Raw genomic sequence first — 23388 nt, 5'->3', positions numbered from 1 at the left:
CCAGGCCCACGCAGACGATCTTGCCGACGCCGGCCACCGGGCAGCCGTGGCGCGGCTGGCCGTCCACGCGCGGCAGCGTGGACGCATCCAGCGCGGCGATGCGGGCCAGCGATTCGGGCGCCAGCGCGGCGCCGCCGATGTCGGCGACCACGCCGGACAGGTCGCGCAGCGCGCCCTGGGCGTCGATGAGGCCGGGTTTTTCCTGGCCGGGCTGGCCGTAGCGAACGAGTTTCATGCGGGCTCCTGAATAGGGAAGGGAGGATGGGGGATCAGGGAAAAGGATAGGGACGGAAGTCTGGGGCAGCAAGTCTGGGGCAGGAACGCGGCGGCGTCAGTTGGACCAGCCGCCGTCGATGACCTGGATGGTGCCGGTGGTGAAGGCGGATTCGTCACTGGCCAGGTAGACCGCCAGCGCCGCGACTTCCTCGGCGCGGCCGACGCGGCCGATGGGCTGGCGGGCCACGAAGGCGGCGCGCACGGTCGCGTCGTCGGTGCCGGCCTGGCGCGCCTGCGTGGCGATGCGGTCGCGCAGCGAGGGCGATTCGATGGTGCCGGGGCAGATGGCGTTGCAGCGGATGCCGCGCGCCACGAAGTCGGCGGCCACCGCCTTGGTCAGGCCGATCACGGCGGCCTTGGACGCGCCATAGGCGTAGCGGTTGGGCACGCCCTTGACGCTGGAAGCGGCCGAGGACATGTTGATGATGGAACCGCCGCCGCGTTCGAGCATGGCCGGCAGGAAGGCGCGGATCGTGCGGTGCATGGACTTGGCGTTCAGGTCCATGGCGAAGTCCCAATCGGATTCCGGGCATTCGAGGATGTTGCCCGCGTGGACGTGGCCGGCGCAGTTGAACAGCGCGTCCAGCGCGCCGATCTCCTGGGCGCAGGCTTGCACCGCCTGCGTATCCAGCACGTTCAGCGCGCGCGTGTGCAGCTTGGCCAGGCCCTCGGCCTGCGCCTGCCGCGCCAGCTGGGCGAGCGCGTCCTGGTTGATGTCGGTGGCCCAGACCTCGGCGCCTTCGCGCGCCATGGCCAGGGCGCTGGCCAGGCCGATGCCGTTGCCGGCGGCGGTCACCAGCGCCCGTTTGTTCTGCAAACGTTGCGTCATGCTGTCTCTGCTCCTGTTGAGGCGGCTTGCGGGCCGTGTCTGTCACTTTATTGAAAAATGAATTTCATCAATAAAACAAATATACGGGAAAAATGGCAGGGCAGGAGGAATGAAGATTGACGTGCATGCCAGTGTTTACCCGTATTTCCGGCGATTTCTGCCGGGAATGGTGATTTCCCTGGTTGACCATAAGTTTGAAAATTGATTTCATACGCGAAACGAAATCACATAAAACCACCGAGAGACAAGCCATGATCGATCCGCGTCTGCTGCTGATCTCCCCCGAAGACAACTGTTTGATCGTGTGCAGCCCGCTGGCGGCGGGCGCCAAGGTGATGCTGGAGCAGGGCGACGCCACGGTCCGCGCGCCGCTGGGCCTGGGCCACAAGCTGGCGCGCCATGCGATGCCCAAGGGCGAGAAGATCCTGAAGTACGGCGCCGTCATCGGCAGCCTGACCCAGCCCGTCGCGGCCGGGGACCACATCCATACGCACAACCTCGACAGCGATTACACGCCGACCTACACGCTGGAAGAGGGCCATAGCTATATAGGTTGACCCCCCCCGAAGCGCTGCGCGCTTCCCCCCCAGGGGGGCATGCCTATGGACCGGCGGAGCCGGCTCCATGGCATCCCGATGGGGGGGCACCTGTTGTGTTGCGTGAAAGGCATCAGCCATTTTGGAGAACTGAGATGCACCCCATGAAAACCACCGCCCTGGCCCTGAGCGGCTATCCGCGCGCCGATGGCCGCAAGGGCATACGCAACGTCATCGTGGTGGCCTATCTGGTCGAGTGCGCGCATCACGTGGCGCGCGAGATCACGCTGGACTTCCGCCATCTGGAAGGCGACGTGCAGGTGCATCTGGTCGGCTTTCCGGGCTGTTTTCCAAACAGCTATGCCGAGCGCATGATGACGGCCATCGCCACCCATCCCAACGTGGGTGCGGCGCTGCTGGTGTCGCTGGGTTGCGAGAGCATGAACAAGCGCAAGCTGGAGCAGGCCATCGCCGACTCCGGGCGGCCGGTGGCCACGCTGACCATCCAGCAGCGCGGCGGCACGCGCAGCACGATCGCCGAGGGCGTGGCCTGGGTGCGCGAGACGGCGGCCGCGCTGGCGCGCCAGACGCGCGTGCCGATGGCGCTGAGCGAACTGGTGGTGGGCACCATCTGCGGCGGCTCGGACGGCACCAGCGGCATCAGCGCCAACCCGGCCGTGGGCCGCGCCTTCGACATGCTGATCGAGGACGACGCCACCTGTATCTTCGAGGAAACCGGCGAGCTGGTGGGCTGCGAGTTCCACATGAAGCGCCGCGCCGCCACGCCCGAGCTGGGCGAGGAGATCGTGGCCTGCGTCAACAAGGCCGCGCGCTACTACAGCATCATGGGGCATGGCAGCTTCGCGCCCGGCAACGCCGACGGCGGCCTGTCGACCATCGAGGAAAAATCGCTGGGCGCCTATGCCAAGAGCGGCGCCTCGCCCATCGACGGCATCATCAAGCCGGGCGACGTGCCGCCCTTCGGCGGTCTGTACCTGCTGGACGTGGTGCCCGACGGCGAGCCGCGCTTCGGCTTTCCCAACATCAGCGACAACGCCGAGATCGTCGAGCTGATCGCCTGCGGCTCGCACGTGATCCTGTTCACCACCGGGCGCGGCTCGGTGGTGGGCTCGGCCGTGTCGCCGGTCATCAAGGTCTGCGCCAACCCGGACACCTACCGCAAGCTGGGCGAGGACATGGACGTGGACGCCGGCCGCATCATCGAGGGGCGCGGCACGCTGCAGGAAGTCGCCGAGGAGATCTACGGCCAGGTCCGCGACGTGGCGCTGGGCGCGCCCAGCAAGTCCGAAGGGCTGGGACACCGCGAGTTCATCCTGACCTACAAGTCCTTCGAGCCGATCGGCCCGGCCTGCATGCCGGCCGCGCGCGCGGCCTGAACGGGCCTCGTGCCGCGATCCTGGGAGGGACCGTGAATTATCAGTTCGATTTCGCGGCGGTGCTGGAGCAATGGCCGCTGCTGCTGGACGGCGCGTGGGTCACCATCAAGCTGTCATTCTGCGCCACGGTGCTGGGCTTCGTGCTGGGCACGCTGTGCGCGCTGGCGCGCCTGAGCCGGCGGGCCTGGCTGCGCCGGCTGGCGGGCGCCTATGTCGAGGCGATCCGCAACACACCGCTGCTGGTGCAGAGCTATTTCCTGATCTTCGGCCTGTCCAGCGCCGGGGTGACGCTGCCCATCATGGCGGGCGCGGTGCTGGCGCTGGTGATCAATATCGGCGCCTATACCTGCGAGATCATGCGCGCCGGCATCGAGTCCATCCACAAGGGCCAGCTGGAGGCCGGCGAATGCCTGGCGCTGTCGCCGCGCCAGGTGTTCTGGCACGTGGTGCTGCGGCCGGCGGTGGAACGCGTGTACCCGTCGCTGACCAGCCAGTTCGTGCTGCTGATGCTGGCCTCCAGCATCATGTCGGCGGTGGGCGCCGAGGAATTGCTGGCCGTGGCCAACCGCATCCAGTCGGACACCTACCGCAACTTCGAGGTCTTCGTGGTGCTGTGGGGCCTGTACCTGGCCCTGTCCCTGCTGATGCGCGCCGGCTTCTGGCTGCTGGCCCGCTTCATCTTCCCGCGCCGGCGCAAGCTCGGCACGCCGCTGTAGGAGGCGCGCCATGAACTTCATCCCCGCGGAACACGCCTGGTATCTGCTGGCCGGCGCCTGGGGCACGATCAAGCTGTCGTTCTGGACCTTCCTGGGCGGCGGCGCGGTCGGGCTGCTGCTGGCGCTGGCGCGGGTGGCGCCGCGCCGCGCGCCGCGCCTGCTGGCGGCGGGCTACATCCAGCTGATCCAGGGCACGCCGCTGCTGGTGCTGATGGGCCTGTGCTTCTTCGGGCCCAGCCTGTTCGGCCTGGGCGAGCTGTCGGCGCTGGCGGCCGCGGCGCTGGCCATGACGATCTATTCCAGCGCCTTCCTGGGCGAGATCTGGCGCGGCTGCATCCAGGCCGTGCCCAGGAACCAGTGGGAGGCGGCCGAATGCCTGGGGCTGTCGCGGCTGCAGCGCATGGGCAAGGTGATCCTGCCGCAGGCGCTGCGCATCGCCACGCCGCCCACGGTGGGCTTCCTGGTGCAGATCATCAAGAACACCTCGATCGCCTCGCTGGTGATCGGTTATTCCGAGCTGGCCTACAACGCCAAGATCCTCAACAACTCGACCTTCCAGCCCTTCATCTACTTTGGCTGCGCCGCGATCCTGTATTTCGCCATGTGCTATCCGCTGTCGCGCTGGAGCCGCTACCTGGAGAGGAAACTCAATGCATCCCGTGGTTGAACTCAAGCAGGTCCACAAGCGCTTCGGCAGCACCCATGTGCTGCGCGGCATCAGCTTTTCCGTGGACGCGGGCGAGGTGGTGGCCTTGATCGGCAAGAGCGGCTCGGGCAAGAGCACGGCGCTGCGCTGCATGGACCGGCTGGAAACCGCCGACGAAGGCGCGATCCACGTCTGCGGCCACGCGCTGCACGACGCCGCCGGCCTGGACCTGCGCGCGCTGCGGCGCGACGTGGGCATCGTGTTCCAGAGCTACAACCTGTTCCCGCACATGACGGTGCTGCAGAACGTGACGCTGGCGCCGCGCTCGGTCAAGGGCATCAAGGCCGAGGCCGCGCGCGAGCTGGCGATGGAGGCGCTGGAGCACGTCGGCCTGGCCGACAAGGCCGAACACTATCCCGAACAGCTGTCCGGCGGCCAGCAACAGCGCGTGGCGATCGCCCGCTCGCTGGCGATGCGGCCCAAGGTCATGCTGTTCGACGAAGTGACCTCGGCGCTGGACCCGGAGCTGACCGGCGAGGTGCTGAAGGTGATCGGCCGGCTGGCCGCCGAGGGCATGACCATGATCCTGGTCACGCACGAGATGGCCTTCGCGCGGGAAGTGGCCGACAAGGTCATCTTCATGCACCAGGGGCAGGTCTGGGAAGAGGGAGCGCCGGCCATGCTGGCCGCGCCCGCCACGCCGGAGCTGCGCCAGTTCCTGGGCAGCGGGCTGTAGCTCGCCCGCGCGCCGGCTGGACGGAATCAGCAGGACGGGCGCGGCGCTTGCCGGACCGCGCCCGGCAGCACAGGCAAGCGCATGCGCCGCATGCCCCTATCGCGGCATGCCCAGATCGATAAACAGGAGACCACCATGCAACACCGCCACACCCGCAAGTCCGCCGTCCGCCTGGCCGGCGCCGCGCTCGCCGCCGCGCTGTCCCTGGGCCTGGCCGGCGCCGCAAGCGCCGACCAGTTGCAGGACATCCTGGCCGCCAAGAAGCTGCGCGTGGCCATCGACCTGGGCGTGCCGCCCTACGGCATGAAGGACGCCGCGCTCAAGTCCACCGGCTCGGATGTCGAGACCGCGCGCCTGCTGGCGCAGGACCTGGGCGTGGAGCTGGAGATCGTGCCGACCACCGGCGCCAACCGCGTGCCCTTCCTGCAGACGAACAAGGCCGACATCGTGATCTCCAGCATGTCGATCACGCCGGAACGCCAGAAGGTGGTGGACTTCTCCGTTCCCTATGCCGCCATCCTGGCCGTGGTGGGCGCGCCCAAGTCCATGACGCTGGCCAGCGCCGCCGACCTGTCCAACAAGAAGGTGATCGCCACGCGCGGCACCACCAACGATGCCGAGCTGACCAAGATCGCGCCGAAGGACGCGCAGATCATCCGCTTCGACGACGACGCCACCTCGATCACCGCCGTGGTCAGCGGCCAGGCCGACATCTTCGCCACCGCGCCGGCCCTGCTGCGCACCATCAACGAAAAAGCGCCGGCCAAGCAGATGGAGTCCAAGTTCGTCATGCGGCTGAACATGCTGGGCATCGGCCTGCGCAAGAACGAGCCGGCCTTGAAGGCCAGGCTGGACGGCTGGGTGCGCGACAACCTGCAGAACGGCAAGCTCAACGCCGTCTACAAGGAATTCCACGGCGTGAACCTGCCGCCCGAGGTGCAGGGAGCCAGCCGCTGAGCGGCCGGAGGCGACCATGGCACGCATCGCATCCGTGGAGATCTTCCTGGTCGACCTGTTGCCCAAGGTCGTGCGCACCGACGCGGTGCAGAGCTTCGAGCGGCAGGAAACGCCCATCGTGCGCATCACCGACAGCGACGGCGCGGTCGGGGTGGGCTACAGCTATACCATCGGCACCGGCGGCTCGGCCGTGGCGCGCCTGCTGGACGAGCACCTGGCGCCGATGCTGCCGGGCCGCGAGGCCGGCGATGTGGAGGGGTTGTGGCGCGAGCTGATGTACCGGGTGCACGCCACCACGGTGGGCGCGCTGACCTCGATCGCGCTGGCCGCCATCGATACGGCGCTGTGGGACCTGCGCGCGCGCCGCGCCGGCCTGCCGCTGCACCGGCTGGCCGGCGGCGCCAAGGACCGCATCCCGCTCTACACCACCGAGGGCGGCTGGCTGCACCTGCCGACCGAGGCGCTGGTCGAGGGCGCGCTACAGGCCCGGGCGGACGGTTTTCATGGCGCCAAGCTCAAGGTCGGGCGGCCTCATGTGGCCGAGGACGTGGCGCGCATCGCCGCCGTGCGCGAGGCCGTGGGCGACGACTGGGACATCATGGTGGACGCCAACCAGGGCTTTTCGGTACCCGAGGCGATCCGCCGCGCGCGCGCCTTCGAGCCGCTGGACATCGCCTGGCTGGAAGAGCCGATCCATGCCGACGACGTGCACGCGCACCGGCGGCTGTCGGCCTCGACCACGCTGCCGATCGCCGTGGGCGAGTCGCTGTACAGCCTGTCGCAGTTCAAGGACTACCTGCAGAGCGACGCCTGCTCGGTGGTGCAGGTGGACGTGGGCCGCATCGGCGGCATCACGCCGTGGCTGAAGGTGGCGCACATGGCCGAGGCCTACAACGTGCCGGTCTGCCCGCACTTCCTGATGGAGATCCACGTGGCGCTGTGCTGCGCGGTGCCCAACAGCCGCTGGCTGGAATACATCCCGCAGCTGGACCTGATCACGCAGTCGGGCATGCGCATCGAGGACGGCCACGGCGTGCCCTCGCAGGCGCCGGGCCTGGGCATAGACTGGGATTGGGCGGGGATCGAGCGGCTGGCGCGGCACCGCAGCCGCCACGGCTGATTGCGCGGGCCAGCCCGCCTGGAGCTGGATCGAGGGCCGGGCCTGGGCGGCCCGGCATCCGACAGCCTGATCCCTTAACGGATCAGGCTCAGGAACTCGGCGCGGGTGGACGGGTTGTCGTGGAATTCGCCCAGCATCACGGACGTGACCATGGACGAGTTCTGCTTTTCCACGCCGCGCATCATCATGCACATGTGCTGGGCTTCCAGCACCACGGCCACGCCGGCGGCGTTGGTCACCTGCTGCACGGCCTCGGCGATCTGGCGGCTGAGGTTTTCCTGGATCTGCAGGCGGCGCGCGTACATCTCGACGATGCGGGCGACCTTGGACAGGCCCAGCACCTTGCCATTGGGCAGGTAGGCGACGTGCGCCTTGCCGATGAAGGGCAGCATGTGGTGTTCACAGAGCGAATACAGCTCGATGTTCTTGACCAGCACGATCTCGCGCGTGTCGGACGTGAACAGCGCGCCGTTGACGATCTCGTCCAGGTTCTGCTCGTAGCCCCGGCACAGGTGGCGCATGGCCTTGGCGGCGCGCGCCGGCGTGTCGGCCAGCCCCTCGCGCGAGGGGTCTTCCCCCAATTCTTGGAGGATGGCGGTGTAGTGCTTTTCCATGGACATGGGAACTCCTGGCAATGCTGTGCTGGCCTGGCGGCCGAATCGGGTCGTCTGCCCGCAAGTCTACCGCAGCGCGGACGGGCGCCCGTGCCGATTGTTCTCAAAGCACGCGGTTCTCGACCGCGTACTTGATCAGCTCGGCCTGGCCGTCGATGCCGAGCTTGCGCTTGATGTTCAGCCGGTGGGTTTCCACGGTGCGCACCGACAGGTTCAGCGCCTGCGCGATCTGCTTGTTGGCATGGCCCTCGGCGATGTGGCGCAGCACGTCGCGCTCGCGCTGAGTCAAGAGGGTCGCGGGGGCGCTGGCCTGCGACAGCCGCACGGCGACGGCGGCGCTGAAATAGCTGCGGCCGGCCATGACGGCGTCGATGGCGGTGATGATTTCCTGCGCCGGCTCGTCCTTGAGCAGATAGCCGCGCGCGCCGGCGCGCACCGCCTGCAGCATGTATTCCGGGTTGTCGTGCATGGACAGCACCAGCACCGCGATCTGCGGATAGCGCTCGTGCAGCTGCGCGGCCAGTTCCAGTCCGCCCACGCCGGGCATGTTCAGGTCCATCAGCGCCAGATGCGGCAAGGCGCCGCCGTCCGGATCCTCGGCCAGGCAGCCGCGCAGGAAGGCGAGCGCGGCGGCGGCGTTGCCGGCCTCGCCGACCACGGCCAGGCCGGGCACGGTCTCCAGGCGCAGGCGCAGCCCGTCCCGTACCAGGGGGTGGTCGTCGATCAGCAGCAGGCGGGTGGTTTCGTTATGGCGGGTCATGCGTCGTGGGTCGGAGAGAGGGCGCCGGCCGCAGGCAGCGGCAGCCAGGCTTTCAACAGGGTGCCCTGAACGCCGGAATGCAGCACCAGGGTGCCGGACAGGGCCGCCATGCGCTCGCGCATGTTGCGCAGGCCGATGCCCCGGCGCGGATCCTGCTGCACTTCGGCATGGTCGAAGCCGTGGCCGTCGTCGGCGATGCTCAGGGTCAGGTCGCGCGCGCCGTAGGTCAGCACCATCTCGGCGCGGGTGGCGCCGGCGTGGCGCAGCACATTGGTCAGCGCTTCCTGGGTGACGCGGAACAGCGCGGTGGCGTAGGCGTCGGGCAGCTTCACCGGGTGGCCGTCGGTGTGCAGCCGCACCGCCAGGGGCGTCACGCCGTGCTGGCTGGGTTGCGAGAATTCGCGGCCCAGGTGTTCCAGCGCGGCGGGCAGGCCCAGGTCGTCGAGCAGGGTGGGGCGCAGATTGTGCGAGATGCGGCGCACCTCGCCCACGGCATTGTTCAGCCGGTCCAGCGCGCCGCCCAGCGGGGCATCGATATGGGCCAGCGCGCGCGGCTCGGCGCCCAGCGCCTGGCGCAACCGCTCGCGCGCCGCTTCCAGCGACAGCTTGATCGACACCAGCACCTGGCTGATGCCGTCGTGCAGCTCGCGTGACAGGCGCGCGCGCTCGTCTTCCTGGGTCCGCACCAGCTGCCGCGCCATCAGGCGCAGCTTGGCGTCGGACTGGCGGTGGTCGCTGATGTTCAGCGCCAGCCCGCAGGCGGCCACGCCCAGGATGCAGACGGCGGCGATGCCGGCCACCCAGGCGAACATGTCGCGGATGTTGGCCTGCGCCGCCGCGTCGATGCGCTGCAGGGCCTGGTTGACGTCGTCCAGGTAGATGCCGGTGCCCAGCATCCAGCCCCAGCGCTCCAGCACCACCACATAGCCAAGCTTTTCCTCGTTCTGGTGAGTAGACGGCCGTTCCCATAGATAGTGCACGGCCTCGCCCTGCTGGCCGCCGCGCCGGGCGGCCGCCAGCAGGTTCTGGATCACCGGCTGGTCCTGGGTGTCGCGCAGGTCCCAGAGCTCGCGGCCGACCAGGTCGGGCTGGCGCGGGTGCATCAGGTTCTTGCCCTGCAGGTCGTAGACGAAGAAATAGCCGTCGCGGCCGAATTCCATCTGCGCCAGCAGGTCCAGCGCGCGCTGGCGCGTGGCCGGGTCGTCGCCGGCCTCCTGCAGCGGCGCGACCGCGCTGTAGGCCAGGCTGACGTAATGGCGCAGCTCGCTTTCCTTGCTGCCGAGCCAGGCGGTTTCCACCACCTGTTTTTCCATCTGCGCCAGCTTGAGCCCCTGCAGGTAGACGGCGACCGTGATGGCGGCCATCGCCGCCAGCAGGGGGACGGCGGCCAGCAGCAGGATCTTCAGGCGCAGTTTCATGGAACGGTAAGCGGGCGGAGCGCGGAATGTTGCATTGCGTCATTCCCGGATTGGGCGACGATTGCAGGGTTTAGGTCGGAAATTGCAGGGATTACGGCATTTTATGCTGCGGCGCATTGCGTAGTACTACGTAGCGGCATTGCGTAGTTCCGCGCTTGTTGGCGCCTGGGCAAACCGAAATACTAACGCCCGCGCCGACATTGGCGCCGGGCGGACGCGTGCGTAAGCCCACCCACAACAACGAGTCTGCCTTCCGCGAGACGAAAAAAGCGTTTCACGCCAAAAGCATGGCGGGAGGCTAGAGGAGCACTTATGCAAACCAGCAGCAAGGGACTGGGTGAACACCTGGTCTGGCTGGCTGTCGCGGTACTGGGCGCGTTCGCGCTGGGCACCGTGGCGTTGGCCAGAGGGGAAACCATCAATGCGCTATGGGTGGTGATCGCCGCCGTATGCGTCTATCTGATCGCATACCGTTACTACAGCCGCTTCATCGCCAAGAAGGTCTTCCAGCTGGATCCGACGCGCATGACGCCGGCTTGGAAGCACAATGACGGCCTGGACTACGTGCCCACCAACAAGCACGTGCTGTTCGGCCACCACTTCGCCGCCATCGCCGGCGCAGGCCCGCTGGTCGGTCCCGTGCTGGCCGCGCAGATGGGCTACCTGCCCGGCATGCTGTGGATCCTGGCCGGCGTGGTGTTCGCCGGCGCCGTGCAGGACTTCACCATCCTGTTCATCTCGACGCGCCGCGACGGCCGTTCGCTGGGTGACCTGGTCAAGTCCGAGCTGGGCAAGATCCCGGGCGTGATCGCGCTGTTCGGCGCCTTCATGATCATGGTCATCATCCTGGCCGTGCTGGCGCTGATCGTGGTGAAGGCGCTGACGCATTCGCCGTGGGGCACCTTCACGGTGGCCGCCACCATTCCCATCGCGCTCTTCATGGGCGTGTACCTGCGCTACATCCGCCCGGGCAAGATCGGCGAAGTGTCCATCATCGGCTTCGTCGGCCTGATGGCCGCGATCGTGTTCGGCCAGGACGTGGCCGCGCATCCCGTGCTGGGCCCGCTGTTCGACTTCGACGGCAAGGGCCTGACCTGGATCCTGATCGTGTACGGCTTCATCGCCTCGGTGCTGCCCGTGTGGCTGCTGCTGGCCCCGCGCGACTACCTGTCGACCTTCCTGAAGATCGGCACCATCGTCGGCCTGGCCATCGGTATCGTCGTGGTCGCGCCCGAGCTGAAGATGCCCGCGCTGACCCAGTTCGTCGACGGCTCCGGCCCGGTCTGGTCGGGCAACCTGTTCCCGTTCCTCTTCATCACCATCGCCTGCGGCGCGGTGTCGGGCTTCCACGCGCTGATCTCCTCGGGCACCACGCCCAAGCTGATCGAGAACGAAACCCAGGCCCGCTACATCGGCTACGGCGGCATGCTGATGGAATCCTTCGTCGCCATCATGGCGCTGGTGGCCGCCTGCGTGATCGAGCCGGGCATCTACTACGCCATGAACAGCCCGGCCGCCGTCATCGGCACCACGCCGGACCAGGTCGCCCAGGTGGTGTCCAGCTGGGGCTTCGTGATCACGCCGGCCGACCTGGTGCAGACCGCCAAGGACGTGGGCGAGAGCACCATCATCTCGCGCGCCGGCGGCGCGCCGACGCTGGCCGTGGGCATGGCGCACATCCTGCACCAGGCCATCGGCGGCCCGTCCATGATGGCGTTCTGGTATCACTTCGCCATCCTGTTCGAAGCGCTGTTCATCCTGACCGCCGTCGACGCGGGCACCCGCGCCGGTCGCTTCATGCTGCAGGACCTGCTGGGCACCTTCGCGCCCTCGCTCAAGCGCACCGAGTCGCTGCCGGCCAACCTGATCGCCACCGGCCTGTGCGTGGCGGCCTGGGGCTACTTCCTGTACCAGGGCGTGGTCGATCCGCTGGGCGGCATCAACACGCTGTGGCCGCTGTTCGGCATCGCCAACCAGATGCTGGCCGCGATCGCGCTGACGCTGGGCGCCGTGGTGCTGTTCAAGATGAAGCGCGAGCGCTACGCCTGGGTCGCCGTGCTGCCGACGCTGTGGCTGCTGGCTTGCACCCTGACCGCCGGCTGGCAGAAGATCTTCGCCGCCGACCCCAAGGTCAGCTTCCTGGCGCACGCCGCCAAGTACAACGCCGCCATCGCCGAAGGCAAGGTGCTGGCCCCGGCCAAGTCGCTGGAGCAGATGTCGCGCGTGGTGCTGAACGACTATATCAACGCCGGCCTGTGCGCGATCTTCATGTTCGTGGTGATCAGCACGGTGACCTTCGGCATCCGGGCCGCGCTGCGCGCCCGCGCCGAGAACCGCCCGACCTCGCGCGAAACGCCGTACGAACCGCTGCCCAGCGCCGCGGCGGCCGGCGCGGATTGAACCTGACGGAGGCCGCATGCTGTTTTCCAACATGACTTCCGCCGCCGGCGCCGCCGGCCGTTACCTGGGGCAGACGCTCCGGCTGATGGTGGGCGTGCCGGATTACGAAACCTATGTGGAGCACATGCGCGCCACCCATCCGGATCAGGAGCCGATGAGCTACGAGGCGTTCTTCCGCGAACGGCAGGACGCCCGCTACGGCGGCAAGAAGCGGATCGGCTGCTGCTGATTCCTTCGGGATTTCCCCCCCTGGGCGGCCTTCGGGCCGCCTTTTTTTATTTCACGGCGACTCCCGCCGGACCACGCCACAGCCAGGCGGTTTCAATCACTCAGCGCCCGCGGCCTGCCGCGCTGGTCAGCGCCCATTCCTCGACAAGAAGCGCTCGACGAGTTGCACGAAATAGGGCGGGCACTCCTGCATTGGATAGTGGCCGCAGTTTGGGACTGTCGCCAGTTCCGCGTTGGGATGCCAAGCGAGGAAGGTCTGCTTCATGGCGTCCGCTCCCAAGCCCGGATCCTTGTCTCCAACGATCACAAGGAAAGGCGTTTCCAATCCCTGCACGTCTTCGACGAAGTGGGTCGTGGTCAGCATGCGCAGGTAACGCGAACGACACTCGGGCACGGTGCGCTCCCGGTTCTGACGCAGCTTCATGTTGGCCCATCCGTCCGACAGGCCACCCGTCACGAACTGGATCAGGCGGCGAAAGGCATCGTCGTTGTCGCAGGTGCTGGCGAAGAACGCGGCCGCCTCTTCGGGGAGCCGGTTGCCTGCGGCGGAAATCGGGCACACCGCCACCGCGCTTTGAATGCGCTCGGGGGCATCAGCCGCCATCCGTTGCGTTGCCATGCCGGTCATGGAGTGGCCGACGAGATGGAAATGGTTCCAGCCGAGATGATCCGCGACGGCGAAACCATCGGCGGCGATCTCATCGATGGTGCAGGTGGCCGCCAGATGCCTGGACAGGCCATACCCGCGCAGGTCGACGAAGGCATAGGTGAAGGTCGTGCTGTCCAGATAGGGCAGCATGGCTTCGTAGTTGGTGTGGTCGCCCAGCCAGTCGTGCATGACCAGCACATGCTGCGGCCCGGTGCCGTGGAGCTTGAAGCCCAGGAGGGCATTCAAGGATTGCTGCGAGCAGACGTCATGTTTCATTTCGAGGGTTCCTTTTGATGTGTCGAAGACCAAAAAGAACCGCCCTCGCGGCGAACCGGGAGGGCGTCAGAAATTGGTGCTGATGCTATCAGGTCGCGTGACTGGACGTCAATTCAAAGTCTTGTCCAAGGGCGCAGGAGGCCGGGCGTGTCGGCGCACAGCGCCGCCAGGCTCTCGGTTGATGCCCGGCGGAGCCGGCCGGATCGTCGCAAAAAGAAGAGTGACACGATGGGGGCGATCGGTTTTAATGCCGCGATCCGATATCCGTATCGGTCCAGGCGCCGTCGTCCATGGGAGAGCCGCCATGCGCCGCAGTACGCAAGAAGAAGAATCGATAATCGACGCGGCGTACGACGCCATCCTGGACGACACGCGGCTCGCGCCGGCGATGCTGCGCGTCGCCGGCCTGATGGGCTGCGGCCACGGCACGCTGATGCAATGGAATACCGACCTGATCGGGCCGCCGGCGTCGCTGTTGTGTTTCTCGCGCGAGCCCGAGCGCTTCCAGGCCTTCTTTGGCGAATATCTCGAACACTACAGCCAGTTCGATCCGACCCGCGACATCGCGGGCCGGTTCGCCGGCGGCTGGTTCATCGACGAACGCGACCTGTCGCCACGGGCCCGGAGCCGCAATCCGATGGCCGGCGGGTTGTTGCCGGCGCATGGCTATGGCGGCTGGGCGGCGATGGAACTCAAGCATGGGCGCGACATGTGGGCGATCTCGTTCGAGCGCGACGCGGACGTGCCCGGCTTCACGCCCGAGGGCGTCGCCCGCGTCGACCGGATCGCGGGGCATCTGAAGCGCGTGCTGCTCCTGCGGTATCGCACCGCCGAGCTGCGACAGGTCGCGGCGATCGGCCTGGGGGCGCTGCACAGCCTGAGCGTGCCGATGTGGATCGTCGAAGCCGACGGGCGGGTGCTGTTCGGCAATGATGCCGGCGGTCCGCTGCTCGCGCCGCCTCGGGCGCTGTTCGAGACCCGGGGGCAGCGGCTCAAGCCCGCGTCGCAGGCGCAGCAGGCCGCGTTCGCCTGGCTGCTGGCCGCCGCCGCCGCGCCCCTGCGCGCGCGCGGCGGCGCCTTGGGGCTGCAGGCGTCGGACGGCGAGCGGATCGCCGTGCAGGTGCTGCCGCTGCCGCCGCACCTGGCTATGACGCAGCCATGGCAGCGGCCATTGGCGGTGGTCCTGGCGCATCCTCGTGGCGGGCGCGCGCCCGACGCGGTGCTGCAGGCGCTGTACGGCTTCACGCCCGCCGAATGCCGCGTCGCGGCGGGCCTGCTGGACGACTGCACGGTCGAGGAGCTGGCCGGGCGCTTCCTGGTGAAGCCGGCCACGGTGCGCGCGCAGATCAAGTCGATGCTGGCCAAGAGCCAGTGCCGCCGCCAGGCCGAGATGATCCGCCTGTTCGCGTCCCTGGCCGTGGCCGGCGACCGGGGCTAGGGCAGGTCCTGGCGCGCGGGGCGCCCAGGCCTGCCGGCTAGCGTATCGGCCAGCCGTACATCAGTCCGCCGTCGCGCCATTGCGCGTTCAGCCCGCGCGGCAGCCGCATGGGGCTGGACATGCCCAGGTTGGCCTCGTAGCTCTCGCCATAGTTGCCGACCTGCTTGATGATGCTGTAAGCCCATTTGTCGTCCACGCCCAGGTTGCGGCCCATGCCGGGCGCCGTGCCCAGGATGCGCTGCACGTTGGGATTGCGGCTGTCCAGCATCCGGTCGACGTTGGCCGAGCCGATGCCGAATTCCTCGGCCTCCAGCATGGCGTTGAGCGACCAGCGCACGATGTTGAACCAGCTTTCATCGCCCTGGCGCACCATCGGGCCCAGCGGCGTCTTGGCGATGTTCTCGTCCAGGATCACGTAGTCGGCGGGGCGCTCCAGCGTGGTGCGGGACGCGGCCAGCTGGGACTTGTCGGAAGTGAAGGCGTCGCAGCGGCCGGCGGCGAAGGCGCGCACGATCTCGTCGTACTTCTCGATCACCACGGGCTTGAACGACAGCGAATTGGCGCGGAACCAGTCGGCCAGGTCCAGCTCGGTGACGGTGCCGGGCTGCACGCAGATGGTGGCGCCGTCCAGCTCGCGCAGCCGCTTGACGCCCAGCTTGCGCGACACCATCACGCCCTGGCTGTCATAGTAGTTGACCGCCACGCCGATCAGCCCCAGCGTGGTGTCGCGCGCCAGCGTGGGCGTGGCGTTGCGCGTCAGCACGTCCACTTCGCCCGATTGCAGCGCGGTGAAGCGTTGCTGGGTGGTCAGCGGCGTCACCTTGTGACGCGAGGCGTCGTTGAACACCGCCGCCGCGATGGCGCGGCACATGTCGATGTCCAGGCCATGCCAGGCGCCCTTGGCGTCCACGGAAGAGAAGCCCTGGATGCCGGTGGACACGCCGCACTGCACGTAGCCTTTCTTCTTGACCGCGTCCAGCGTGGGTCCGGCGTGGGCGCTGCCCAGGCCGCAGGCCAGCGCCAGCAGCGCGGCGGATCTCAACAGGTTCATGACGATGTCCTCCCGGTATCTGGGTTTGCGGCCGCCGCATGCGGCGCGCGATGGATGGCGCGGGCGCCGGCCGGCGTTCAGCCGGCCTTGCGGCGCCGGGCGGCCAGCGTGTCGTGGCTTTCGGCCAGGGCCTGGTCCAGGATGGCGACGGCGCGGTCGATCTCGTCGTTGGACACGGTCAGCGGCGGCGCGATGCGCCAGACCGAGCCGCGCTCGGGACGGCGGCGGATGTTCATGCTGAGCCCCAGTTCGAAGCAGCGCTGGGTCGTGAGCGCGCCCAGTTCGTGGAAGGGCTGCTTGGTGGCGCGGTCCTGCACCAGTTCCACGCCCAGCAGCAGGCCTTCGCCGCGCACGTCGCCGATGGCTTCGTGGCGCTGCTGCAGCTCGAGCAGGCGGCCGCGCAGGTAGGCGCCCTGGGTGCGCGCGCGTTCCATCAGGCGTTCGCGCTTGAGCGTGTCCAGCACCGCCAGGCCCACGGTGGCCGGCAGCGGGTCCGACACATGGCTGGTATAGAAGGTGAAGCCCTTCTGGTGGATGTCCTGCTCGATGGCCGGCGTGGTGACGGTGGCCGCCAGCGGCAGGCCGCCGCCCATGGTCTTGGACAGGCTCATGATGTCGGGCGTGACGCCGAAGAAATCCGCCGCCGTGCGATGGCCGATGCGGCCGAAAGCGGTCTGCGCCTCGTCGAAGATCAGCAGCATGCCGCGCTGGTCGGCGGCGCGGCGCAGCGCCTGCATATAGGACGTCGGCGGCACCAGCACGCCGCCGGCGCTGATCACCGGCTCGACGATGATGGCGGCGGCGCGGCCGGCGCTGGCCATGTCGAACATCTTCAGGCCGATCTCCAGGCAGGCCAGGGCCGAGGCCTCGGGGTCCATGCCCTCGATATAGGGGCGGTACATATTCGGTTCCGGCATGACGTAGACGCCGGGCACGTGCACGCCGTAGCCCTTGCGGTCGCTGGCATAGGACACGCCGCTGACGCCGCCGGTCACGCCGTGCCAGGATCCGCCCACCGCCAGGATCTCGTAGCCCTGGGTGTGCATCTTGGCCATGCGCAGCGCCACTTCGTTGCTTTCGGAGCCGGTGTTGACGAAGATGGACTTGGACAGGCCTGGCGGCATCCAGTCGCGCGCCAGCGTGGCGGCCAGCCGCGCGACCACCTCGGGGATCATGCCGCTGAACAGGTGGAAGGCGTTCTCGCCCGCCAGCCGCACCGCCTCGACGATGGCCGGGTGGTTGTGGCCGATGGTGGCGCACATCTGGCCGGAGGTGAAATCCAGGATCTCGCGTCCGGTGTCGTCGCGCACCACGGTGCCGCGCGCCGAGCGGAACAGGTTGGGGAAGGTGTCGCCGCCGTAGCGCACCATGTATTCCTTGGCCGCCGCCCTGAGATTCTCGTCCATGTATAAACTCCCTGAAATCCGCGGCTCGCCGACGGAGACGCTGGCGCACAGTCTCCCCGGCGCGGGCGCGGGCGTCCAATGCGAAGCGCGCATGCGGCGTCATGCGCCGGACGCATCGGCATTGCGCCTTACGCATGGCGCGCGCACGGCTGGCGCAAGACCGGCCGGAAACAAGGGGAACACGATGGACACCAGATGGCTGCAGGACTTCGTCACGCTTTCCGAGGTGCGCAACTTCACGCGGGCGGCCGAGCTGCGCAACCTGTCGCAGGCGGCATTCAGCCGCCGCATCCAGAGCCTGGAGCAATGGCTGGGCGCCAGGCTGATCGACCGCAACGCCTATCCGACCCAGCTCACCGACGCGGGCGAGCGCTTTCGCGCCACCGCGATCGAGCTGATCAACCAGCTGGCCGAGGCCCGCGCCGACATCGGCGGCGCGCCGGGACGCAACCAGATCCGGCTGGCCGCGCCCTATGCGCTGGCCACCACGAGGCTGCCGGGCTGGTGGCGGCAATGGGACGCGGAACAGGCCTGCAGCTGCACGCTGCTGACCGGCAACGTGCACGATACGGTGTCGGCTTTCACGGCGGGAGCCATCGACCTGCTGGTCTGCTATCACCAGGCCGTCCAGCCCTTGCCGCTGGATCTGGCGCGCTTCGACTGCCTGACGCTGGGCGGCGACATCATCCGGCCCTACGCGGCCCGAGCGCGGATCGCATCGCGTGAATGGGACCTGCCGGGCACGCCGGAAGCGCCGGTGCCCTTGCTGATGTATTCGTCCAGCGTCTATTTCGCCCGCCTGATCCATGCCGCCATCGACGGCGCGGCGCGGCCGCTGCATGGAACGCGGGTGTTCGAGTCGGAGATGTCGGACGTGCTGCGCGACCTGGCGGCGCAGGGCCTGGGCGTGGCCTGGCTGGCGGAAAGCTCGGTGGACGAGGCCGCGGGCCTGGCGCCGCTGGCCAGCCGCGACTGGGACGTCGAGGTGGCCATGCTGGCCTACAAGCAGAAGGCCTGCACGCGGCCGGCCGTCAACCGGCTGTGGCAGCGCATGCAGGCCTGCGGCGCGTCCGCCACGGCTTGAGCGGACGCGCGCGGGACTTATTCCCCGGCGTCTTCCAGGAAATCCGCCGGCGGTACGAAGTACAGCGAGCCGGTCACGGCGCGGCTGACGTCCAGCAGCCGGTCGTAGTTGCCCGGCGGGTTGCCCAGGAACATGTTGTCGAGCATGCGCTCGATGCGCAAGGGCGAGCGCGCGTAGCCGATGAAGTAGGTGCCGAACTCGCCCTTGCCGGCGTCGCCGAAGGGCATGTTGTCACGCAGGATGGGTTGTTCCTGGCCATCCTTCTCGATGACGGTCAGCACGTTGTGCGCGTAGCTGGGCTTGGCCGCGTCGTCCAGCTCGACGTTGGAGAGCTTCTTGCGGCCGATGATCTTTTCCTGCTGCTCGACCGGGATCTCGTCCCACTTTTTCATATCGTGCAGGTATTTCTGCACGATGACGTAGCTGCCGCCCTTGAAGGCCTGGTCCTCATCGCCGATCAGCGTGGCGTCGCGGGCGGCCTGGGCCACCGGGTTTTCCGTGCCGTCGACGAAGCCGAGCAGGTCGCGGTCGTCGAAATACTTGAAGCCCTGGGCCGTGTCGGCCACCGTCACCGCGCCGTCCAGCCGCGCCATGATCAGCGTGGACAGCTCGAAACAGAGGTCCATGCGCTCGGCGCGCAGGTGGAACAGCAGGTCGCCGGGCGTGGCGGGGGCGTGGTGCACGCCCTTGATCTCGCGGAACGGATGCAGTTCCTTCGGGCGCGGCGCGCCGAACAGGCGGTCCCAGGCCTGCGAGCCGATGCCCATGACACAGGACAGCGTGTCGTCGGCGGCGCGCACGCCCACGCTGCGGGTCAGGCCGGCGATATCGGCGCACAAGCCGCGCGCGGCGGCCTCGGCGTCCGGGCCGGAGTTTAGGGTGGCCACCAGGAAGATGGCGGAACGGGTCAGTCGGGCGTCGACGGCTTGGGGCGTGGTGGCGGTCACTCTGTCTTCCTTGATAGTGATGGGCGCGGCGATGTCACGGAGCCGCGCGCAACGGCAGCATAGCCGAGTCGGACGAAAAAAAGCCCCGCTGGACGGCGGGGCCTGGAGGCTGGGCGCTTCAGGCGCTGGCGCGGGCTTCGGTGCCGGCTTGAACGCGTGCGGCGCGGCGCGCGTTCAGGCGCCAGTGCAGTCCCAGCGCGGCGACCGCGACGGCGCCGCTGGCGGACAGGGCCAGCGTGCCGAAGCCGGCGTGGGTGTACAGCGTGCCGGCGACGGCGGTGCCCAGGCTGGCGCCCAGGTAGGTGACGCAGGTGTTCAGGCCCAGCACCGCGCCGCGTTCCTCGGGGCGGGCGCGCGACAGCAGCAGCACCAGCAGGTTCAGGCACAGCTGCGAGGCCGCGCCCCAGACGGCGGCGACCATCAGCACGGCCGGCAGCGCTTGCGCGGCGGGCAGCAGCGCCAGGTAGACCAGCGCGGCGGCGCCCAGCGCCAGCGGCAGCGCGCGGCGCGGGCCCAGGCGCTCGATCAGCCGCGCGCCCAGCAGGCCCGACAGCATGAAGCCGGCGCCGTAGGCGAAGGCGATGAAACCCACCTGTCCGGCCGACAGCGCCAGCAGGCGGCGCACGTGGTCGGCCAGGAAGGCGTAGACGCCGTAGAAGGCGGACGAGAACGCCAGGCAGCCCAGCAGCAGCGCCGGCACGTCGCGGTATGACAGCGGCGCCAACAGGCGCGACAGGCGCAGCGGCGCGGGATGGGCGGCGCGGCGTTCGGGCAGGCGGCGCAGGCCCAGCAGGGCGATGGCGGCGCACAACGCCAGCACGCCATAGGTGGCGCGCCAGCCGATGGCGTCGGCAATCAGCGCCGACAGCGGCACGCCGGCCACCAGTGAGACCGACCAGCCGGCGATGACGCGGCCCAGCGTGCGCGCCTCCTGGCCAGGCTGCGCGATCAGCGAGGCCGAGCCGTAGGCGGCGGGCAGGATGACGCCGGCGGCCGTGCCGGCCACGGCCTGGGCCAGCGTCAGCGCCAGCCAGTGCGGCGCGGCGGCGGACAGCAACAGCGCGGCGATCAGCGCCAGCATGCCGCCCAGCAGCGTGCGGCGAATGCCGATGCGGTCGATGCGCGCGGCCAGGAAGAAGGCGCTGGCGGCGGTGGCGGCGCCATAGGCGGAAATGGCCGTGCTGATGGTGAGCGGGGTGGTCGAGAACGACCGGGCCACGTCGGAAAGAATGGGGCTGAGCGCCAGGCCGTTGGATCCCACGACGCTGACGGCGAACATCAGGGCGGGGACGGGGCTGCGGGTGTTGCGGTTCTGCATCCGCGGAATTTTATTGGAATAAAATAAGGGTTTACACCGATAATCCTTTATTCCATAAAAGTTCGAACGCCATTCGGCGGAACGCAATTCCAATGTCAGATCTCGACGACCGCGACCGAAAACTATTAACGCTGCTGGCCGCCGACGCCACGCCCAGCTATGCCGAACTGGGCAAGCTGCTGAACCTGTCCGCGCCCGCCGTGCACGAGCGCGTCAAGCGCCTGAAGCGCGATGGCCAGATCAAGGGCATCGCCGCCAGGCTCGACGGCGCGAAGATCGGCCGGCCGCTGCTGGCCTTCGTCCACGTGGACACCAACAACTGGACCATCACCCAGCAGGTGCTGGGCCTGGCCGAGCTGAACGAGGTCGAGGAAATCCATACCATCACGGGCAAGAGCGCCATGCTGCTCAAGGTGCGCGTGAGCGATACCCAGGCGCTGGAGCAGCTGCTGGCGCGCATCCACAAGATCGAAGGCATCACCAACACCACCAGCGACATCGCGCTGACCAGCTACCTGGAACGCGGGCCATTGCCGGATGACGCCTGAGCGCCGGCCCGTCAGGGAGCGTGGCGATCAGGCCCGGATTGGCCGGGTTGGCGCGGCCCTCGGCCGGTGCGTCGTCAGCCCCGGGGGCCTGGCGCGGCGCGCAGCCGCAGTCGCGTGATCTCGGACGGCGCGCCCAGCCGCTTGGGCGGTCCCCAATAGCCGGTACCGCGGCTGATGTAGATCCACATCTTGCCGTGCCGGTGCAGTCCGGCGGTATAGGGCTGCTGCAGGCGCACGAAGAATCCCCAGGGAAAGAACTGCCCGCCATGCGTGTGGCCCGACAGTTGCAGGGTATAGCCCAGCGGCTCGGCGGCGGCCGCGCTGCGCGGCTGGTGCGCCAGCAGGATGCGCGGCCAGGCATCGGCCGGCGCGCCGGCCAGGGCCGCCGCCGGATTGCTGCGCTGGTGCGGATCGAAGGCGCCGGCGCTGTAGTCGGTGACGCCGGCGATGATCATCGGCAGTCCGGAAGGATGGATCAGCGCGTGCTCGTTCATCAGCACGCGCAGCCCCATGCGGCGGAACTCGGCGACCCAGGGCGCGGCGCCCGAATAGTATTCATGGTTGCCCGTCACCAGGTACACGCCATAAGGCGCGCGCAGCTGGCCCAGCGGGCTGGCCTGCGCGGCCAGCTGTTCGACGCTGCCGTCGACCACGTCGCCGGTGATGGCGACGAGATCCGGCGATTCCTGGTTGACCGCGTCGACGATGGCCTGCACGTAGCGCTTCTTGATGGTGGGGCCGACGTGGATGTCGCTGATCTGCACGATGGTGAAGCCGTCCAGGTCGGGCGGCAGGCCGGCGATGGGCACGTCCACCGTGACCACGCGGGCGCGCCGGCGCGCGTTGACGAAGCCCACGATGGTGGCGGCCAGCGCCAGCGTCGCCACCCACCAGGCCGAGGCCTGCCGCAGCGCGGTCCAGCCCAATTCCAGGCCGGCTAGGCTGGCCAGCCACAGGATCAGCAGCAGCGCGTCGCGCAGCACGGTGAAGACGAACAGCGACGAGAACAGGCCCATCGCGATCAGCCCGACCCAGGCGATCCGGTCGCCCCAGGGCGGCCGCGCCGAGGACCGGGCCAGCATGCCCAGCGGGATCAGGATGCAGGACAGCACCAGCGCCAGCACGGCGGCGGCCGCGCCGGGGCCGTGATGCAGTCCGTCGGGGATGAGGCGGGCGCCGACGTAGAGGTGGGCCAGCGCGCCCAGTGTGAGAAAACGCAGGAAAAACGAGGATTGGCGTAGGGACACGAGGCGGCACCGGAGCGCCCGCGAGGCAGGCGCGTAGCAAGGGAACTGCCATTCTATGCCCCGGAGATGTCCAGGGGGCCGTGGCGTTCGCGCCAGCGGGTTGCGACAGGCGCGTGGCGTCGTGGCGACAGGCGCCGCGCGCGCCGGCATGGCGGAGTCAGCGCCCGGGCAGCTCGTCGCGGCGCAGCAGGCCGGGATGCAGCTCGTCGAGCCGGTTGATGCCGAGCATGGCCATGTTGCGGTCGACCTCGGCGCGCAGCAGGCCGATGGCGTGCGCCACGCCGGCCTCGCCGCCGACGGCCGCCGCGTAATTGAAGGGCCGGCCCACGAACACGCAGCGCGCGCCCAGCGCCAGCGCCTTGAGCACGTCGCCGCCCCGGCGCACGCCGCTGTCCAGCATCACCGGCATGTCGCCGGCCGCGTCCAGCACGCCCGGCAGCGCCAGCAGCGGCGGTACCGCGCCGTCGAGCTGGCGGCCGCCATGGTTGGAGACGATGATGCCGTCCACGCCATGCTCGCGCGCCAGCGCCGCGTCGCCCGGGTGCAGGATGCCCTTGATGACCAGCGCGCCGGGCCATTGCCGGCGGATGCGGGCCACGTGTTCCCAGCTCAGATGGTCACGGGCCGAGAAATCGCGCAGCACCGAGGCCGACAGGATGGGGGCGCCGCGCATGGCGAAGGAGTTCTCGAAGTGCGGCATGCCATGCGCCAGCAGCGTGCGCAGGAAGGTGCCGGCCAGCCAGCGCGGCCGAGTCAGGCCGTCCCAGGCCAGCCGCAGGCCGGGCTTGAGC

23 protein-coding genes and 1 pseudogene are annotated in these 23388 nt (G+C 68.8%); 12 read left to right on the top strand and 12 right to left on the bottom strand.

What is annotated here, in order from left to right; all coding sequences use genetic code 11:
• Together KDH83_RS18475 and KDH83_RS18470 are read right to left on the bottom strand one after the other, a co-directional pair.
• Positions 1 to 235 (bottom strand): annotated as a pseudogene (locus tag KDH83_RS18475) (2-hydroxyhepta-2,4-diene-1,7-dioate isomerase); the annotation flags it as partial.
• 96 nt (positions 236 to 331) lie between these two features.
• Positions 332 to 1105 (bottom strand): SDR family oxidoreductase, encoded by a 774-nt coding sequence (locus KDH83_RS18470; RefSeq protein ID WP_212318491.1) that lies wholly within the window; start codon positions 1103 to 1105, stop codon positions 332 to 334.
• A 251-nt stretch (positions 1106 to 1356) separates the two neighbouring features.
• On the opposite strand from KDH83_RS18470, the gene KDH83_RS18465 reads away from it, so the two are divergent.
• From KDH83_RS18465 to KDH83_RS18435, 7 genes are all read left to right on the top strand, one after another.
• Positions 1357 to 1662, top strand: a complete 306-nt coding sequence (locus KDH83_RS18465; protein WP_212318490.1) for a UxaA family hydrolase — start codon at positions 1357 to 1359, stop codon at positions 1660 to 1662.
• A gap of 143 nt (positions 1663 to 1805) precedes the next feature.
• Entirely contained in the window at positions 1806 to 3038 is a 1233-nt protein-coding gene (locus tag KDH83_RS18460) for a UxaA family hydrolase (protein WP_212318489.1), read from the top strand.
• Between the two features lie 32 nt (positions 3039 to 3070).
• A complete protein-coding gene (locus KDH83_RS18455; RefSeq protein ID WP_103274188.1) occupies positions 3071 to 3754 on the top strand; it encodes an amino acid ABC transporter permease in 684 nt (227 codons plus the stop codon).
• Positions 3755 to 3764: 10 nt separating this feature from the next.
• Positions 3765 to 4421 carry an amino acid ABC transporter permease gene (locus tag KDH83_RS18450; RefSeq protein WP_212318487.1) on the top strand — a complete coding sequence of 219 codons (657 nt, stop codon included), beginning with the start codon at positions 3765 to 3767 and terminating at the stop codon, positions 4419 to 4421.
• Positions 4405 to 5136, top strand: a complete 732-nt coding sequence (locus tag KDH83_RS18445; RefSeq protein ID WP_103274190.1) for an amino acid ABC transporter ATP-binding protein — start codon at positions 4405 to 4407, stop codon at positions 5134 to 5136. The genes KDH83_RS18450 and KDH83_RS18445 overlap by 17 nt, the downstream gene beginning before the upstream one ends.
• Before the next feature lie 135 nt (positions 5137 to 5271).
• A complete protein-coding gene (locus tag KDH83_RS18440) occupies positions 5272 to 6093 on the top strand; it encodes a transporter substrate-binding domain-containing protein (RefSeq protein WP_212318485.1) in 822 nt (273 codons plus the stop codon).
• A 16-nt stretch (positions 6094 to 6109) separates the two neighbouring features.
• A complete protein-coding gene (locus tag KDH83_RS18435) occupies positions 6110 to 7213 on the top strand; it encodes a mandelate racemase/muconate lactonizing enzyme family protein (RefSeq protein ID WP_212318484.1) in 1104 nt (367 codons plus the stop codon).
• A gap of 74 nt (positions 7214 to 7287) precedes the next feature.
• Here KDH83_RS18435 and folE read toward each other — a convergent pair whose 3' ends face one another.
• The 3 genes from folE to KDH83_RS18420 all read right to left on the bottom strand — a co-directional run bounded on the left by folE (position 7288) and on the right by KDH83_RS18420 (position 10005).
• A complete protein-coding gene (gene folE, locus KDH83_RS18430; RefSeq protein ID WP_212318482.1) occupies positions 7288 to 7833 on the bottom strand; it encodes a GTP cyclohydrolase I FolE in 546 nt (181 codons plus the stop codon).
• Positions 7834 to 7930: 97 nt separating this feature from the next.
• Positions 7931 to 8587, bottom strand: a complete 657-nt coding sequence (locus tag KDH83_RS18425) for a response regulator transcription factor (protein WP_212318481.1) — start codon at positions 8585 to 8587, stop codon at positions 7931 to 7933.
• Positions 8584 to 10005 carry a cache domain-containing protein gene (locus KDH83_RS18420; RefSeq protein ID WP_212318480.1) on the bottom strand — a complete coding sequence of 474 codons (1422 nt, stop codon included), beginning with the start codon at positions 10003 to 10005 and terminating at the stop codon, positions 8584 to 8586. The genes KDH83_RS18425 and KDH83_RS18420 overlap by 4 nt, the downstream gene beginning before the upstream one ends.
• Positions 10006 to 10317: 312 nt before the next feature.
• On the opposite strand from KDH83_RS18420, the gene KDH83_RS18415 reads away from it, so the two are divergent.
• A complete protein-coding gene (locus KDH83_RS18415) occupies positions 10318 to 12405 on the top strand; it encodes a carbon starvation CstA family protein (RefSeq protein WP_212318479.1) in 2088 nt (695 codons plus the stop codon).
• Positions 12406 to 12421: 16 nt separating this feature from the next.
• Complete coding sequence (locus tag KDH83_RS18410) at positions 12422 to 12634, top strand: YbdD/YjiX family protein (protein WP_103274196.1); 213 nt, start codon at positions 12422 to 12424, stop codon at positions 12632 to 12634.
• A gap of 126 nt (positions 12635 to 12760) precedes the next feature.
• Here KDH83_RS18410 and KDH83_RS18405 read toward each other — a convergent pair whose 3' ends face one another.
• A complete protein-coding gene (locus KDH83_RS18405; protein ID WP_212318478.1) occupies positions 12761 to 13558 on the bottom strand; it encodes an alpha/beta hydrolase in 798 nt (265 codons plus the stop codon).
• A gap of 304 nt (positions 13559 to 13862) precedes the next feature.
• Here KDH83_RS18405 and KDH83_RS18400 point away from each other — a divergent pair, with 304 nt between their 5' ends.
• Entirely contained in the window at positions 13863 to 14996 is a 1134-nt protein-coding gene (locus KDH83_RS18400) for a hypothetical protein (protein ID WP_212318477.1), read from the top strand.
• 37 nt (positions 14997 to 15033) lie between these two features.
• On the opposite strand, the gene KDH83_RS18395 is transcribed toward KDH83_RS18400, so the two are convergent.
• Positions 15034 to 16047 carry an amino acid ABC transporter substrate-binding protein gene (locus KDH83_RS18395; protein WP_212318476.1) on the bottom strand — a complete coding sequence of 338 codons (1014 nt, stop codon included), beginning with the start codon at positions 16045 to 16047 and terminating at the stop codon, positions 15034 to 15036.
• A gap of 77 nt (positions 16048 to 16124) precedes the next feature.
• Complete coding sequence (locus tag KDH83_RS18390; protein WP_212318475.1) at positions 16125 to 17453, bottom strand: aspartate aminotransferase family protein; 1329 nt, start codon at positions 17451 to 17453, stop codon at positions 16125 to 16127.
• Positions 17454 to 17637: 184 nt separating this feature from the next.
• Between KDH83_RS18390 and KDH83_RS18385 the strand changes: the two genes are divergently transcribed.
• Positions 17638 to 18537, top strand: a complete 900-nt coding sequence (locus KDH83_RS18385) for a LysR family transcriptional regulator (RefSeq protein WP_212318474.1) — start codon at positions 17638 to 17640, stop codon at positions 18535 to 18537.
• 17 nt (positions 18538 to 18554) lie between these two features.
• Here KDH83_RS18385 and KDH83_RS18380 read toward each other — a convergent pair whose 3' ends face one another.
• Complete coding sequence (locus KDH83_RS18380; protein WP_212318473.1) at positions 18555 to 19484, bottom strand: Dyp-type peroxidase; 930 nt, start codon at positions 19482 to 19484, stop codon at positions 18555 to 18557.
• Between the two features lie 118 nt (positions 19485 to 19602).
• Positions 19603 to 20802 carry an MFS transporter gene (locus tag KDH83_RS18375; protein WP_249205192.1) on the bottom strand — a complete coding sequence of 400 codons (1200 nt, stop codon included), beginning with the start codon at positions 20800 to 20802 and terminating at the stop codon, positions 19603 to 19605.
• Between the two features lie 92 nt (positions 20803 to 20894).
• On the opposite strand from KDH83_RS18375, the gene KDH83_RS18370 reads away from it, so the two are divergent.
• Positions 20895 to 21350 carry an Lrp/AsnC family transcriptional regulator gene (locus tag KDH83_RS18370; RefSeq protein ID WP_212318471.1) on the top strand — a complete coding sequence of 152 codons (456 nt, stop codon included), beginning with the start codon at positions 20895 to 20897 and terminating at the stop codon, positions 21348 to 21350.
• Between the two features lie 74 nt (positions 21351 to 21424).
• Here KDH83_RS18370 and KDH83_RS18365 read toward each other — a convergent pair whose 3' ends face one another.
• Both KDH83_RS18365 and KDH83_RS18360 read right to left on the bottom strand, forming a co-directional pair.
• Complete coding sequence (locus tag KDH83_RS18365) at positions 21425 to 22597, bottom strand: metallophosphoesterase (RefSeq protein WP_212318469.1); 1173 nt, start codon at positions 22595 to 22597, stop codon at positions 21425 to 21427.
• Positions 22598 to 22754: 157 nt separating this feature from the next.
• Positions 22755 to 23388 (bottom strand): alpha-hydroxy acid oxidase (locus KDH83_RS18360; protein WP_212318467.1); only part of this gene is annotated, 634 nt, incomplete at its 5' end.

It is taken from the genome of Achromobacter sp. Marseille-Q0513 (assembly GCF_018195695.1).
Classification (GTDB): Bacteria; Pseudomonadota; Gammaproteobacteria; order Burkholderiales; family Burkholderiaceae_B; genus Achromobacter.
The sequence above is the reverse complement of the archived record's forward strand: the minus strand, read 5'-3'. Positions and strand labels throughout refer to the sequence as shown.